Origin of the sequence: Haladaptatus sp. SPP-AMP-3 (assembly GCF_049568665.1) — an archaeon.
GTDB lineage: Archaea > Halobacteriota > Halobacteria > Halobacteriales > Haladaptataceae > Haladaptatus > Haladaptatus paucihalophilus.
Map to the genome: position 1 here is coordinate 2,774,822 of NZ_CP145897.1, position 13,014 is coordinate 2,787,835.

The 13,014-nt window shown below is 62.6% G+C and carries 17 protein-coding genes and 1 pseudogene; 8 read left to right on the forward strand and 10 right to left on the reverse strand.

The genetic code is table 11. The features are described 5' to 3' along the window. The first annotated feature begins 22 nt into the window (after nt 1–22). From V5735_RS15195 to V5735_RS15205, 3 genes are all read left to right on the forward strand, one after another. A complete protein-coding gene (locus tag V5735_RS15195) occupies nt 23–631 on the forward strand; it encodes a TetR/AcrR family transcriptional regulator (protein ID WP_423744278.1) in 609 nt (202 codons plus the stop codon). Then, entirely contained in the window at nt 628–2,103 is a 1,476-nt protein-coding gene (locus tag V5735_RS15200) for an MATE family efflux transporter (RefSeq protein ID WP_423744279.1), read from the forward strand. Before V5735_RS15195 ends, V5735_RS15200 begins: the two co-directional genes overlap by 4 nt. Nucleotides 2,104–2,179: 76 nt before the next feature. Next, nucleotides 2,180–2,614 carry a universal stress protein gene (locus V5735_RS15205; protein ID WP_423744280.1) on the forward strand — a complete coding sequence of 145 codons (435 nt, stop codon included), beginning with the start codon at nt 2,180–2,182 and terminating at the stop codon, nt 2,612–2,614. A 93-nt stretch (nt 2,615–2,707) separates the two neighbouring features. On the opposite strand, the gene V5735_RS15210 is transcribed toward V5735_RS15205, so the two are convergent. Together V5735_RS15210 and V5735_RS15215 are read right to left on the reverse strand one after the other, a co-directional pair. Next, nucleotides 2,708–3,337 carry a TetR/AcrR family transcriptional regulator gene (locus V5735_RS15210; protein WP_423744281.1) on the reverse strand — a complete coding sequence of 210 codons (630 nt, stop codon included), beginning with the start codon at nt 3,335–3,337 and terminating at the stop codon, nt 2,708–2,710. Then, nucleotides 3,334–3,456, reverse strand: coding sequence for a hypothetical protein (locus V5735_RS15215; protein WP_423744282.1), 123 nt, complete (start codon nt 3,454–3,456; stop codon nt 3,334–3,336). Before V5735_RS15215 ends, V5735_RS15210 begins: the two co-directional genes overlap by 4 nt. Nucleotides 3,457–3,704: 248 nt before the next feature. Here V5735_RS15215 and V5735_RS15220 point away from each other — a divergent pair, with 248 nt between their 5' ends. Then, nucleotides 3,705–5,285, forward strand: a complete 1,581-nt coding sequence (locus V5735_RS15220; protein ID WP_423744283.1) for an MDR family MFS transporter — start codon at nt 3,705–3,707, stop codon at nt 5,283–5,285. A 168-nt stretch (nt 5,286–5,453) separates the two neighbouring features. Here V5735_RS15220 and V5735_RS15225 read toward each other — a convergent pair. Both V5735_RS15225 and V5735_RS15230 read right to left on the reverse strand, forming a co-directional pair. Further along, a pseudogene (locus V5735_RS15225) lies at nt 5,454–6,293 on the reverse strand (ABC transporter permease). 124 nt (nt 6,294–6,417) lie between these two features. Then, entirely contained in the window at nt 6,418–7,011 is a 594-nt protein-coding gene (locus V5735_RS15230; protein WP_423744284.1) for a DUF6663 family protein, read from the reverse strand. Between the two features lie 113 nt (nt 7,012–7,124). Here V5735_RS15230 and V5735_RS15235 point away from each other — a divergent pair, with 113 nt between their 5' ends. From V5735_RS15235 to V5735_RS15245, 3 genes are all read left to right on the forward strand, one after another. Then, a complete protein-coding gene (locus V5735_RS15235) occupies nt 7,125–7,547 on the forward strand; it encodes a pyridoxamine 5'-phosphate oxidase family protein (protein WP_007977967.1) in 423 nt (140 codons plus the stop codon). Nucleotides 7,548–7,662: 115 nt separating this feature from the next. Next, nucleotides 7,663–7,974, forward strand: coding sequence for a nucleoside triphosphate pyrophosphohydrolase (locus V5735_RS15240; protein WP_423744285.1), 312 nt, complete (start codon nt 7,663–7,665; stop codon nt 7,972–7,974). 56 nt (nt 7,975–8,030) lie between these two features. Beyond that, nucleotides 8,031–8,342: a hypothetical protein gene (locus tag V5735_RS15245; RefSeq protein WP_423744286.1), complete on the forward strand. Its 312-nt coding sequence runs from the start codon at nt 8,031–8,033 to the stop codon at nt 8,340–8,342. Between the two features lie 3 nt (nt 8,343–8,345). On the opposite strand, the gene V5735_RS15250 is transcribed toward V5735_RS15245, so the two are convergent. Next, nucleotides 8,346–9,263, reverse strand: coding sequence for a sulfite exporter TauE/SafE family protein (locus V5735_RS15250; protein WP_423744287.1), 918 nt, complete (start codon nt 9,261–9,263; stop codon nt 8,346–8,348). A gap of 224 nt (nt 9,264–9,487) precedes the next feature. Continuing rightward, the gene (locus V5735_RS15255; protein WP_018128781.1) at nt 9,488–9,790 is read right to left on the reverse strand and encodes a hypothetical protein; all 303 of its coding nucleotides are present in this window, start codon (nt 9,788–9,790) and stop codon (nt 9,488–9,490) included. A 30-nt stretch (nt 9,791–9,820) separates the two neighbouring features. Between V5735_RS15255 and V5735_RS15260 the strand changes: the two genes are divergently transcribed. After that, a complete protein-coding gene (locus tag V5735_RS15260; RefSeq protein ID WP_423744288.1) occupies nt 9,821–10,471 on the forward strand; it encodes an HAD family hydrolase in 651 nt (216 codons plus the stop codon). Nucleotides 10,472–10,509: 38 nt separating this feature from the next. Here the strand turns inward: V5735_RS15260 and V5735_RS15265 are convergent, their stop codons facing one another. The 4 genes from V5735_RS15265 to V5735_RS15280 all read right to left on the reverse strand — a co-directional run bounded on the left by V5735_RS15265 (nt 10,510) and on the right by V5735_RS15280 (nt 12,999). Further along, on the reverse strand, nt 10,510–11,349 hold the full coding sequence (locus V5735_RS15265) for a fructosamine kinase family protein (protein WP_423744289.1): 840 nt from the start codon (nt 11,347–11,349) through the stop codon (nt 10,510–10,512). 77 nt (nt 11,350–11,426) lie between these two features. Next, nucleotides 11,427–11,747 (reverse strand): hypothetical protein, encoded by a 321-nt coding sequence (locus V5735_RS15270; protein WP_423744290.1) that lies wholly within the window; start codon nt 11,745–11,747, stop codon nt 11,427–11,429. Further along, nucleotides 11,744–12,412: a signal peptidase I gene (locus V5735_RS15275; protein WP_423744291.1), complete on the reverse strand. Its 669-nt coding sequence runs from the start codon at nt 12,410–12,412 to the stop codon at nt 11,744–11,746. Before V5735_RS15275 ends, V5735_RS15270 begins: the two co-directional genes overlap by 4 nt. Beyond that, nucleotides 12,409–12,999, reverse strand: coding sequence for a DUF7344 domain-containing protein (locus V5735_RS15280; RefSeq protein WP_423744292.1), 591 nt, complete (start codon nt 12,997–12,999; stop codon nt 12,409–12,411). The genes V5735_RS15275 and V5735_RS15280 overlap by 4 nt, the downstream gene beginning before the upstream one ends. Between the last annotated feature and the right edge of the window lie 15 nt (nt 13,000–13,014).

A 13,014-nucleotide genomic window follows, 5' to 3' on the forward strand; every position in this document is an offset into this window, starting at 1 on the left:
TGACTAACTATTCAGTCAGTACATGGAAACACAGCGGTCGAACGGGCCCCCGCCCGAGACACACGAAGCCATCATGGACGCCACGTGTCGGGCGCTCTGTGAGCACGGCTACGCGAACCTCACGATGCAACGCATCAGCGACGAGCTCGACAAGAGCAAGTCGCTCCTCCACTACCACTACGACAGCAAAGAGGAGTTGCTCGTCTCGTTTCTCGAGTACCACCTCGACGAGTTCGCCACGAGGCTTTCGCTGGACGAGTACGACAGCGCGGCCGACGCGCTCGCGTTCACCGTCGATGCGCTCTTTCCCGACCCGGACGCTTCGAACGATTTCGAGGTCACGATGTTGGAGATGGGGATGCAAGCGCCCTACAACGACGCCTTCCGGGAACAGCTTCAAGAGAACAACGCCCGGCTCAAGGACCTGTTCACGCGCATCTTCGAGGACGGTATCGAACGCGGCGAGTTCGAGGACATCGACCCCGACCGAGCGGCCGAACACGTACTGATTCTGCTCGACGGCGTTCGAGGACGGAGCGTCGTCCTCGGCTCCGACGAGCCGAACGAAGTAGGTCGTGACGCTATCCGTGAATTCATCCAAGCCATCACCGTCGGAGACGAAGAACAATGAGTGCAGAAAAGCGCGACGTGAACCTCACCGAAGGGGACCTGTTCAAACCCCTGCTCGTGTTGTCGGCACCCATCGTCGCCAGCCAGTTGATGCAGGTCGTGTACAACCTCGCGGACACGTTCTGGGTCGGCCAGATCGGCCCCGGTGCCGTGAGCGCCGTCTCGTACGCGTTCCCGCTCGTCTTCCTCCTCATCAGCCTCGGGACCGGCTTTTCCATCGCCGGGACGGCGCTCGTCTCGCAGAACAAAGGGGCGGGCAACCACGACCGCGTTAACCACGTCGCCGGACAGACCATCTCGTTCACGCTGCTCGCGTCGTTGGTTTTCGCGGTCGTCGGCTACTTCACCGTGCCGACCCTCGTTTCGCTTATCGGGACGACGCCGGGTACGCAGATATATCACTGGACCGTCGAGTTCACGCGAACGACGTTCCTCGGCGTGTTCTTCATGTTCGGCTTCTTCATGTTTCAGGCGCTCCTCCGCGGCTGGGGAGATACGAGGACGCCGATGTATCTGATGGCGTTCGGCGTCTCGCTCAACATCCTCCTCGACCCGTTCTTCGTCTACGGGTTCACCGACAACCTGCTGTTGGAGTTCCTCGGCCTCGGCGGACTCCAGACGACACTGCTCAACCTCACCGGCTTCACCGGGTTCGGGGTACAGGGCGCGGCAATCGCCACCGTTCTCTCGCGCGGCATCGGCGCGATCATCGGACTCTTCATCCTGTTCAGCGGCCGCGTCGGCATTCACCTGTCGATAGACGACATCATCCCGGAACCGAAGACGGTGAAGAAGATCATCCGCATCGGCGGTCCGTCCAGCATCGACATGTCGACGCGGGCGCTCGGCGTCACGTTCCTGACCGCCATCGTCTCGATGGCCGGTGACCCAGCGGTCGCCGCTTTCGGTATCGGTAACCGGCTGAACTCGCTCGTCTTCCTGCCGAGCATCGGACTCGCACAGGGGACGACGACGGTGGTCGGGCAGAACCTCGGCGCGAACAAACCCGATCGCTCGGAGCGAGCGGTGTACTACGCGTCCGCCACGTTGGCGGTTGTACTCGCCGTCGTGAGCATCCTCGCGTGGCACTTCGCGGAACCCGTCGTCGGGATATTCGTCGGATCCAGCGACGAGTACAGTCGCGCGAAAGTCATCCATATCGGCGCGCAGTACCTCCGCACTATCGGCCCGACGTTCCTGTTCCTCGGCATCTTCCGAGTCGTCACCTCGGCGTTCCGCGGGGCAGGTGATACGACCACCGCGATGGCGTTCACCATCCTCTCGCTCTGGGTGTTCCGCATCCCTGTGGCGTACGGCCTGTTGACGTACACCGCGATGGGCGCGACGGGCGTCTGGTACGCCATCGCGTTCTCGAATACCGTGACCGCCATCCTCGCGTTCCTCTGGTTCCGCCGCGGAACGTGGAAGTCGAACGAACTCGACGACGTGAAACAGCCGTCTCCGGCGGACTGATACCGACGGACGGCTCGAACGTTTTCGCTCGTCGCCATCGAAACAACTGTTACTGTTCGGCATCGATACACGACGTATGTCCCGACGAATTCTCGTTCCCGTGGACAACGCACCGCAGTCGGACTCGGCGCTCGAACACGCCATCGAGGTCTATCCCGACTCGACCATCGTCCTGCTCCACGTTGTCGACCCCAGCGGGTGGATTTCCTCGGACGATTTCGGGGACATCCTCTACGACGATTCCGTCGAAAAGGCGGAGAAAGCGGCCGCGGACGAGTTGCTCTCGGACATGCAGGAGACGGCCGTGGAATCGGGTACCACGGCGGAGACCGTCCGGTTGATCGGTCGTCCGGCACACACGATAATCGACTATACGGCCGACGAGGACAACGACATCGACGCCATCGTCATGGGTAGCCACGGACGAACCGGCCTCAATAGAATTCTCCTCGGAAGCGTGGCAGAAACGGTGACGCGACGGTCTCCGGTTCCCGTCACCGTCGTTCACTGAGGTGGGACGGCAGTTCCGCGACCTTCGTCATACGCCCGAATCTCCCGTTACCCCTCGTCCGAATCGTCCATTATTACTCGCCTGAGTCGCCCATTATCGCTCAGTCGAATCGCCCGTTTCGCCCGCGAGCAGGCGAAGACGAACGTACTCGTCGAGTTCCTCACGGACGTCCTCGATGATGTCCCCGTTCGTCGTCACGCGCTGTGTCATCACGCCCGTGATGGTCGTCTGGAGGTACGCCGCCGTTCGTTCGGGGTTCACCTCGCGGAAGACGCCGTCGTCGATACCGGACCGGACGACGTTGGCGAACAGTTCTCGGAAGAACTCGTCGCTTCGCGTGAAGTGGTCCCGATACTTCTCGTCGTGGGCGGCCTGTGCGCGCAGTTCGACCATCGCCCGCCAGAAATCGCGGTAGTCGTCGGTCATCGGCGTGCGAAACACGCGCTTGAAGATGGCGTTCAGGTGGTCGTCCGCGCTGCTCGTCGGTTCGGCGGGAATCCGCTCTCGCTGCTGTTCGAGCATGAACTCCAGAAAGTCGAGCAGGAGGTCGTCCTTCCCGTCGTAGTGGTGGTAGAGCAGCGATTTGCTCTTCGGGAACTCGTCGGCGATACGCTGAATCGTGAGATCGGCGTAGCCGTGGTTGCAGAGGGCCAGATACGTCGCCCGCATGATGGCGTCCCGCGTGTCGGTCGGGTCTTCGAGGAACGTCGGCGTCTCCGTCATCGCTGCTCGACCCCGTCGTTCGTGGTCGTTCGTACCGCCGGTCGGAACGATACGGCGGGTGCACCCCGTTTCGTGCGTCGTTCTCCGAACGCGAGGGCCGTCCCGTCGAATCTGTGCATACACTCCCTACGAATTCGACATATAAAAAGTGAATGAACATTCAGTAGCTATCGTCGTGCTCCGGGAAGAGGGGAAACCGGAGCGAATCGGGGTGAGTCCAGTCAGCGCAATCGAAGCACGTTCGACTCCGGCGCTCGTGGCGATACTCTTCTCGGAAGGTTTATCACTAACTAATTGTTTAGTAAGCCATAGATGACTGAATGTTCATTCAACGTCGAGCTTCATCGCTCGCACGGAGGGTGCGGGCATGAGCACTGAAACGAGCGACGGAATCGGTCGTGAACGCCTCGTCATCCTCGGCGGACTGATGCTGGGGATGCTCCTCGGTTCCATCGACCAGTCCATCGTCTCGACGGCGCTCCCGACCATCGTCGGCGACTTGGGCGACGCGAGCAAGATGTCGTGGATCGTCACGGCCTACCTCGTGACCGTCACGGTGACGACGCCGCTCTACGGAAAGCTAAGTGACCTGTACGGACGCTCCGTCATTTTCGAGACATCCATCTCCATCTTCCTGCTCGGGTCCATCCTCTCCGGCCTCGCCGGGGAGTTCACCGCCATCAACGATGCCATTGGCCCGATGACCCAACTCGCGCTGTTCCGCGCGCTCCAAGGTATCGGCGCGGGCGGTCTCATCGCCATGGCGACGACCATCCTCGGCGACATCTTCTCGCCCCGCGAACGCGGGAAGTACATGAGCTACATGATGCTCATCTTCGGTGCCGCGACCATCGGTGGCCCGCTCCTCGGCGGCTACCTCACCGACCACTACAGCTGGCGCTGGATCTTCTACATCAACGTCCCCATCGGACTGGCGGCCATCACCATCACGCACTTCAAACTCGACCTCCCGACGCCGGAGGCCGACCACGACATCGACTACCTCGGGGCCGCGCTCCTCGTCTTCTCGGTCGGGGCGCTCATGCTCGTCACGACGTGGGGCGGCGACAAGTACGCGTGGGACTCCGTGGAAATCCTCTCGTTCGCCGCCGCGACGGTCGTCTTCGGCGTCCTGTTCGCCCTGCAGGAACTTCGGGTTGACGAACCCGTGTTCCCCATCCACCTGCTCGACAGGCACACCGTCGTCGGCGTCATGACGCTCAGCTTCTGTCTCGGTATCGGGATGTTCGGGGCGACCATCTACCTCCCCGTTTTCCTCCAGACCGTCTTGGGCGCGAGCGCGACGAACTCCGGATTGCTCCTCTTCCCGCTCGTCGGCGGAATGCTCGTCACGAGCGCGGTCACGGGGCAACTCATGACCCGCCTCGGACACTACAAGCTGTTCGCCGTCGTCGGTACCGTGGTCGGCACCGTGGGCTACTGGTTGCTTCACACCATGTCCCCGGCGACGACCTCCGCGGAATCGACCGCGTTCATGGTCGTCACCGGCATGGGACTCGGATTCGTCATGCCCGTCCTCACCGTCGCGGTGCAGAACGCCGTCGAGCGCGAGGATCTCGGCGTCGCGACGACCTCCGTCACGTTCAGCCGGAGCCTCGGTAGCTCCATCGGGGTCGCCGTCTTCGGCGCGCTCCTGACGAACCAGCTCACCCACCGCCTCTCCGACGCCTTCGGCGCAAAGGCCGGTTCGGGAAGCCTCACGGCGTCCGGAGGCAGCATCGACCCGAAGACCATCAGCGCGCTCCCGGCGGGGATACACGATGTCGTCGTCACGGCGCTGGCTAACAGCATCGACACGGTGTTCCTCGCCGGAACCGGCGTGCTCGCGCTCGCGTTCGTCGTGGCGCTCACGCTCCCCAACACGGAACTCAGCGAAGAGGCGCACGTCTCGATGGGCGAGGGTGCCGCCGAACCGATGGACGACTGACCGCCGAACTAGTCGTTTCAACGCGGTTGCGGCCGAGAGAGTTCGAATTTTCGGGATTCTGCTGTCCGCTCGTGCGGTCTGGGGCGATTTCGAACTCGGTGGAATCATGTCGTACATCGTCGCCCGCGGTTATTCCATCAAAGCAGTCGGCTTCCCTACCTCCGGTCGTCATTCGATATCCGCTTTCTCGAAGCGAACGTAGCCGATTCCGAGCGTCACAACGACCCAGAGCGCGAGAACGACGAACCCAACCCAGTCTTGAAGGTAGAACGCGTTCGACTCCGGGAATATCGTGATTTCGTAATACTGGGGTATCACGGCGCGCGTAGCGTACATGAACGACGTGGACGGGTTGAGGATACCGACGAACTGTATCCAGTCCGGGAGGCCGCTTTCTGGAACCGTGGGACCGATGGTCACCAACTGTAGGAGGAGGAGAAACGCGTCCCATCCCAGCATAAACAGGGCGTAGAGAAAAATCGCTCCCGAGAGAGCCACCGTTCTCGATTTCGTCACTGCCGACAGGCACGTTCCGATGGCGATGTAAATCCCACCGTATCCCAACGTCAACAGGGTGAAGAGTCCGAAGACAACGACGTCGAAGGCGTCGTACGAGACCAGAGCGACGATTCCGGCGGCGCTGTAGCCGACCAGTATGGCGATGCCGACGACGGCGGTTCTGCCGACGAATTTCCCGAGCAGAACGTCCCGCCGCGTGTTCGGCAATCCGAGCATGAGTTTGAGACTTCCCGTCTCTCACTCGCGGACTATCGCGCCGTACCCGATTCCGAGTCCGATCAGGGGGACGAGCATCACGGTCGGTTGTCGCATGCTGTTCAAGAGCACCAGCGTACTCGTCGTCGCGGTACTGTCCCGATACATGACCGGCAACCACTGAATAGCGGCGAGAAACGTCGCAAAGAGGAGAAAGAGGAGTGTGAGACCGAGCAGCACGTTCGACCGAATCGAATCGTCGAATTCTTTTTTGACGACAGCAGCGAGACTCATTAATCGAAGTTTGTCAAATCATCATCTTCAACGCTTCGGCTCAGTGTAACCGTTCCCTCCATCTGTTTCGCATTCCTCGTCGCAACAATTCAGGGAGAAATACCGCTTTTTGTCTCCTTCGTTCTTACTCGCCCTTCTCCACCGGCGACGGACAATCGTAAGTATCTCGAAGCGTCTCCGCGAACTGGCCGCCCTTCCGGAGCGCGATGGTGACGATGACGTACGTCCCGTCCGCGGGTCGGAGGACGAACACCTCCCGCGGCGCGTTCCCTTCCTCCTCGTTTACTCTCTCCACCAGCGGTTCGACCGGGCGGGTACCCTCGCGGAACGCCTCGAAGACGCTCCCCCTGTCGTCCTCGGCGAACACGTAGAGGACGCCGTTGACCTCGTTGTCGGTGTTGCGCGTCACGCGACTGTTCATCGAATCGCCAGCCGTCTGTGCCTCCGTCCACGTTTGCTGGGCGGCCTCAAACACGGGGTCGATTCCGTCGGCGAAGGCGTACAGCGTCCGTCGAACCACCGAGAACGACCGAAGCGTCGGTTCGCTCGTCGTCCAATCGAGGTCGGCGTCGATGCAGTAGCCGGGGTGCAGTTCGGCGACCGACGCGCCGTGGCCGTCGACGGCGGTGACGACGGGTTCGTACGTCTCTCGGTTCAGCAGGCGGAGCGGTCCCTCCTCCGGCGCGGCGAGGACGCGGAATCGCGTGTCTTCGCTCATGGTGGACGGTCCGCCCGGACGCGGGAAAAGACGCTCGCATCCGGGACCGGTTTTCGTCACGCGACGTCCGTCCGATGCGGCCGACCTATTAGGTCCCCCGTCGTACTACTCGTATGGAACACGTCGAGTTCGTCTACACCTTTGGCATGGACAAAACGGAGATCGAACGGAAGCTACGCGAGGCCGAAACCGGCGTCCTCTCGCTCGCCCGCGGCGACGACGCCTACTCCATCCCCGTCGCGTTCCACTACGACGGCGAGCGCATCCTGCTCCGGTTCGGCGTCGAGGAGGGGGGCGAAAAGCTGTCGTTCGTGGAGGGAACCGACACCGCCAGTTTCGTCGTCTACGAGTTCGCGGACGACGACTCGTGGAGCATCCTCGTAACGGGACGCCTCGTCCCGGCGTCGGATTCGCTCGACGATACGGCGATAAACGAACGGTTCATCCCGCTCAGAATCTTCGACGAGTCGATTTCGGACGTGGAACCCGAACTGTACGAACTCCGCATGGAATCGGTGACGGGACGGAAAACGTGACGAGCGGCGGGAGCGAACGAAGGTGGGTTGACAGCGATGTGACGTGCGTGGACAGACGATGGGCCGAAATTCCTCGAACGGTGTCCTTTTCAGTATCGTTTCTGTCACTGCCGGTATGGTTCGGACGTACGATAAGCTGGTTCGCGACGACATCCCCGACATCATTGAGGAAAACGACGAACGGCCGGTGACGCACGTCGCCGACTCGGACGAACACGAACGACGACTCGCCGAGAAGTTGGACGAGGAGGTCTCGGAGTTCCACGAGTCGGGCGAGATGATGGAACTGGCCGACGTGCTCGAAGTCGTCTACGCGCTGGCCAAGGGGAAGGGAATCTCGCGCGACGAACTGGAACGTCTCCGGGCAGAGAAGGCGGCCGAACGGGGCGGTTTCGATGACGGAATCGTCCTCGAACGGGTCGAGTAAAAGCCCCTGCGTGTGCAACCCCGGCGTGGATGGCCGACGGCGCCGAACGTCCGGCCATGTCACGCACGACGTACACGCTCGTCGTTCGAGAGGGAGAGGGCAACGAGGGAATCATCGGCGAGGTTCGCTCCGACGGAACCATCGAGGAGTCCACTCGTCTCACCTACGGGGATTTCGGCTTGACGGCCATCCGCGACGACTGGCTCCCGAACGAGCGACGGACCGAAGTCGAGGCCGACGTTCGGACGGTTCGACTCCAGACAGAGCGGAACGGCGAGGGCTTCTCGTTCCGCGTGCTGGGCGACGGCGAGACCATCGCGGAACAGCGAATCACGGACGACGAGTGGCGAGTCGCCGCGGTACGGTAATTCTCAGAAGAACAGCGCCGGAACCGTCTTCGAGAAGATTTTCAGCGAGATGACCAGCAGGATGGCGACGACCAGCCAGTTGAACTTTCGCTCGTCTATCTCGACGCGCCGGAGGTAGGTCCCGGCGAACAACCCGACGAGGGTGACGACGCCGAGCGTGGAACCCAGCCAGAGGTGATAGGAAGTCATGACGCCGGTTGCCAACATCTGGACGATTTTCGCGGTGAACACGAGGCCGAGCACCATCGAGAGGCCGCCGACGTACCGTTCCGTGTCGCGCTCGAACGTGTGGAGGTACGTCGGTAGGAGCGGGCCGAGGTTGGCCGCGCCGAGGAGAAATCCTTCGAGAAGGCCGACGACGCCGAGGGCGACGGAATTGTGCGTTCCCTCCACGGAGACAAACCCCTTGCCGAGTTGGAACAGGACGTAGCCGAACAGGACGAGTCCGATGAGGAACGTCACCAGCGCGCTGGTTTTGAACGCGGAGAAGAAGAAGACGCCCGCGATGCTCCCGACGAGCGCGAGGCCGATGAGCGACCACTCCCGGCGGACGAATTCGAGACCGGTGTCCGTCTCGCCCACCTGAAAGACGTTTATCATCCACGGCGGAATCGCAAGGACGACGACGGCGATTTCGACGTTCATCACGGACGCCGCGAGCGGCGTGGCGATGAGCGCGAAGCCGAACCCGACCATCCCCTTCACCATCGCGGCCAACACGATGAGGGCGACGAAGAGCGCGAGGTCCGTCGTCGTCGCGTTCGTCTTCAGCCCGTTCGTCACATTCTCCACGCCGGGAAAGAGACCGATTGCGGCGACGACGACGGCCACGGTCGCTATCGCCATCAGCAGTTCCCGGTACCTGAATCGACGCAAGTTCCTGACGAACTCCCCGGGGCGAATCGCTGGCTCGCTCGACATCAATACACACCCCGCGGTGGTCGCGCGTTCGTTCTCATTACCCGAGATTGTTCCCCCGCGTAGTTAGGTGGCAGATATCGGGAAACCGTCTCCGCGAGCGATGACGCCCCGTCTCGGGGGAGACACCCGCGGAGACGACGGAACCGGTGAAAACGGCGAATCAACCGCTCGTGGGGCGTCCCAGAAACCGGCAGTCTTTGCGAATCCACCCCGTCGAACCGGTTTCACACCGACAGCCGAACCGTCTCGTCGGTGATGGTGGCGATGAACTGCCGCCGCAACTCGTGAACCGACTGGTTGACGACGCCGCCCCACCCGAGTTCGTCGATGGTGTCCGGGTTCGGGTCCGCGCCGACCTCGACGTACAGCGTTCCGTTTCGAACCTCCTTTACGACGCCGAGTCCGGTTCCGTCGGCCGCGACGACGCGTTTTCCAGCCTGTTCGTCCGAGAAGTCGGAGTCCGGGTCCATCGCCCACACTTCGTGCTCGACGCCCAAACTCACTTCGGCCGCCGAAAATGGGAACACATACCCCCGCTCGCTGACGAGACTCAACAAATGTACGATGCGGTGTTGTTCGACAACGACGGCGTGCTCGTGAGACCGCCGAAACGCGAGTTGCTCCGCGACGCGACGGTTTCGGCGTTCGAAGAATTCGACGTAGACCCCGCGGAGGACCACCTCGACGCGGTGACGCACAGCGCCACCCCCGACGGGTTCCGGCGGGTCTGTGAGGAATACGGGTTCGACCCGGACGCGTTCTGGAAGGCCCGCGACAGCGCCGCCTCCGAGACGCAACGTCAGGAGATCAGAGCGGGACGGACCACGACCTACGACGACGTTGGAACGCTCTCGGATTTCGACCGACCGCTCGGCCTCGTCAGTTCCAACCAGCAGGCGACGGTGGAGTTCATGCTCGACTACTTCCAACTAGAACGTCACTTCGAGACCTACTACGGCAGACCGCCGACTATCGAGGGAATCCGCCGCAAGAAACCCGACCCGCACTTTCTCGAACTGGCGCTGTCCGACCTCGGGGTTGAAGATGCCCTCTTCGTCGGCGACAGCGAGAGCGACGTGGTCGCCGCACACAACGCCGGAGTGGACTCCGCGTTCATCCGCCGACCGCACCGCGCCGACTACGACCTCACCGTCGAACCGACGTACGAAATCGAAGGGCTTCCCGAGATTTTCGACGTACTGGACTGAGGGGTGGAGGACCGAGGGCCGGACGGCGGGGACGCCCGTCAGTAGCCCATCCGCGAAAGCGTCCGGTCGAGTTCCGGCAGGTACTCGTCCCCGAAGTGGTAGACGTGTGAGAGCAACGGATAGACCACATACACGTCGCGGCGCGATTCGAACCCGGAATCGATGCCGCGGATGTCGTCGTAGCGCTCGAAGAAGGCGTCGCCGACGGTGTTCGTCCAGTTCACGTACGCGAGTTCGATTTCCGCGTGGGCGTAGCACGCCGCCGGGTCGAGGAAGGCGCGGAGTTCTCCGTCGGCCGCGAGGAGGTTCGTCGTCCACACGTCGCCGTGAATCAGCGAGGGGGCCTCGGGTTCGACCAGCAGCGAGTCGAGGTCGGCGGCGAGCGCTTCGACCCGCTCGAACGCGGACTCCGGCAGTTCGCCGGTCTCGCGGGCGACGGACGCGGCGTGAACGAGTCGCTGGTCGCGGTAGAAATCGACCCACGAATCGGTCCACGGATTCGGCTGGCTGAGCGACCCCGTGAGCGTATCGCATTCGAAACCGTAGGCGGGCGCGGTTTCGTCGTGGAGGGCCGCGAGGTGCGCGGCGACGTCCCGTTCGATTTCGGGGGTGATGGTCGAGTCGCCTTCGACGTACTCCAGCACGAGGAGGTCGTCCGCCGCGTAGAAAACGTCGGGAACCGGAAGGCGGTGGTCGGCGAGGTGGGACAGCATGGTCGCTTCGACGGCGAGCGACGTCTCGCTCGTCTTGACGACGAGCGGCGCTCGGGAGTCGAACTCGACGCGATGGACGGTGCCGATTTCTCCCCCGTCGAGTTCGCGGATATCTGTCGGTCGTCCGTCGATGACCGTCGAGAGGCGGGACACGAGGTCGTCCATTGGTTCGGATAACCCCGACGCGCGATAAAACGGCGTTGTTTCGTCCCGCCGCGGACGACAGGGTGACGATACCCTCGTTAGCCGGACCCCGAACGCGTGGCGTCTGTCGTCGTTGTACTCGTGACGTCGGTCGTGGTCGCGCTTGTGGCGTCGGTCGTCGTTGTACCTGTAGACGTCGCCGTGAGAGCGGTCGCGTTCGCCGCCGTCTCCCCGATTGTCGTCGAATCCAGCGCGTTCGCATCCACGGTCGTCGTGGCGGGTGCGCCGACGACGTCGCTCGAACGAACCGACTCGCTATCGGCCAGTCGGCCGTTCGTGACGTGCGTATTTGCCGCGCTTACCAGACAGAGTGCGGCGAGCGCGAGGACGGCGACTCTGTGGTCGAACTCTCGAATCATCCGGGTTCCTCCGCGGTTTCCGTACCGTCGGGCGTCGATGCGGTCGATTCGGTAGGGTCGGTCGTCCCCTCACCTGAATCCTCCGACTCCCCATCAAGCGCCGTCTTCACGAGCGAATGCGCCTCCGTGACGACGAGGAGGAGACACGGAACGATGACCAGCGAGAGGAGACCCATCCGTGACCGGGCGAACAGCAGGAGACGCCCGACGTACGGTACGTGGAACCAGACGCGACCGAGCACGTCGTCGGCCGGAACGAGTTTCGCGTCGGCGTTCTCGTTCGCGTCCCCTTTCGTCCGGAAGAACACACCACCGTCGCGGTGAACCACGTTCACGACGCGGTGGGTCGTGCGGTCGGCAGAGACGGACCCATCTTGGAAGACGATGACGTCGCCAGACTGGACGCCAGTCTGGCTGCCCGCCGAGGTTTCCTCGGCGACGTCGCCCGCCTCTATTTCCGCCGTCTCGACGTGACGGGAGACGACGACATCCCCGGCGTGTATCGTCGGACTCATGCTCCCCGACAGCACGACGTAGCTCCCGCTCGCACCGACGATTTGAGGGAAGACGAGGACAGCCATCAGGACGAGGGCGAAGGCGAGGACGACTCCCCCACCGAGACGGGCGATTCGTCGCGGCTCTCGGACCACGGCGAACGATTTCATAGCGGTGGCTTCCCCTCCTGTCCGAGATGGTGGCGTTCGTCGTGTCGCTTGTGCGAGACCGCGGAGACGAAGAACAGCGCGGTGACGACGAACCCCCAACCGATACCGGGGATGAGATTGAACGGGAAGAGTTCGAGCAGCGCCGCCAAGAGAGCCCCGGTCGAGACGCCGCAGAGTCCGAGGTAGTAACTGCTCCACGGGAGTCCGTCGTGGGGAACGATATCCAGATACACTTCCAACTTCGTCGCGTCGTCGGTGAGCCGAATCGTCCCGCCGTTCGCATCGAATTGGACGATGCCGCCGTCGTCCATCTTCGGCAGGTGGGCCTGTCGAAGCGCGGTGTAGACGCGCATCCGCTGTTCGTACGTGACCGCTTCGGGTTGTATCTCGTTTTCCCACGCCGCGAGCTGTTTCGAGAGTTCGTGCAGCGAGGTCTGTTCACCCCGCTGAAGCAGGTAGTGGACGACGTGTCGCCGTCGCCGACAGCTCAGTATTTCGAATGCGGTTTCCTGCGTGAGCGCGTCCCTATTTCGTTCGCGTTCGGTCGTGTCTCCGGTTTGGGTCGGTACCGACGCAGCCGTACTCATACGCGAACCCAACCG

Bases quoted from the DNA above. Each gene is read 5' to 3' on its own strand.
- V5735_RS15230 (WP_423744284.1), bottom strand. From the start codon at position 7,011: ATGAGCGAAGACACGCGATTCCGCGTCCTCGCCGCGCCGGAGGAGGGA.
- V5735_RS15195 (WP_423744278.1), top strand. From the start codon at position 23: ATGGAAACACAGCGGTCGAACGGGCCCCCGCCCGAGACACACGAAGCC.
- V5735_RS15240 (WP_423744285.1), top strand. From the start codon at position 7,663: ATGGTTCGGACGTACGATAAGCTGGTTCGCGACGACATCCCCGACATC.
- V5735_RS15205 (WP_423744280.1), top strand. From the start codon at position 2,180: ATGTCCCGACGAATTCTCGTTCCCGTGGACAACGCACCGCAGTCGGAC.
- V5735_RS15265 (WP_423744289.1), bottom strand. From the start codon at position 11,349: ATGGACGACCTCGTGTCCCGCCTCTCGACGGTCATCGACGGACGACCG.
- V5735_RS15250 (WP_423744287.1), bottom strand. From the start codon at position 9,263: ATGTCGAGCGAGCCAGCGATTCGCCCCGGGGAGTTCGTCAGGAACTTG.
- V5735_RS15215 (WP_423744282.1), bottom strand. From the start codon at position 3,456: ATGCACAGATTCGACGGGACGGCCCTCGCGTTCGGAGAACGACGCACG.
- V5735_RS15235 (WP_007977967.1), top strand. From the start codon at position 7,125: ATGGAACACGTCGAGTTCGTCTACACCTTTGGCATGGACAAAACGGAG.
- V5735_RS15275 (WP_423744291.1), bottom strand. From the start codon at position 12,412: ATGAAATCGTTCGCCGTGGTCCGAGAGCCGCGACGAATCGCCCGTCTC.
- V5735_RS15260 (WP_423744288.1), top strand. From the start codon at position 9,821: ATGTACGATGCGGTGTTGTTCGACAACGACGGCGTGCTCGTGAGACCG.
- V5735_RS15200 (WP_423744279.1), top strand. From the start codon at position 628: ATGAGTGCAGAAAAGCGCGACGTGAACCTCACCGAAGGGGACCTGTTC.
- V5735_RS15270 (WP_423744290.1), bottom strand. From the start codon at position 11,747: ATGATTCGAGAGTTCGACCACAGAGTCGCCGTCCTCGCGCTCGCCGCA.
- V5735_RS15245 (WP_423744286.1), top strand. From the start codon at position 8,031: ATGTCACGCACGACGTACACGCTCGTCGTTCGAGAGGGAGAGGGCAAC.
- V5735_RS15210 (WP_423744281.1), bottom strand. From the start codon at position 3,337: ATGACGGAGACGCCGACGTTCCTCGAAGACCCGACCGACACGCGGGAC.
- V5735_RS15220 (WP_423744283.1), top strand. From the start codon at position 3,705: ATGAGCACTGAAACGAGCGACGGAATCGGTCGTGAACGCCTCGTCATC.
- V5735_RS15280 (WP_423744292.1), bottom strand. From the start codon at position 12,999: ATGAGTACGGCTGCGTCGGTACCGACCCAAACCGGAGACACGACCGAA.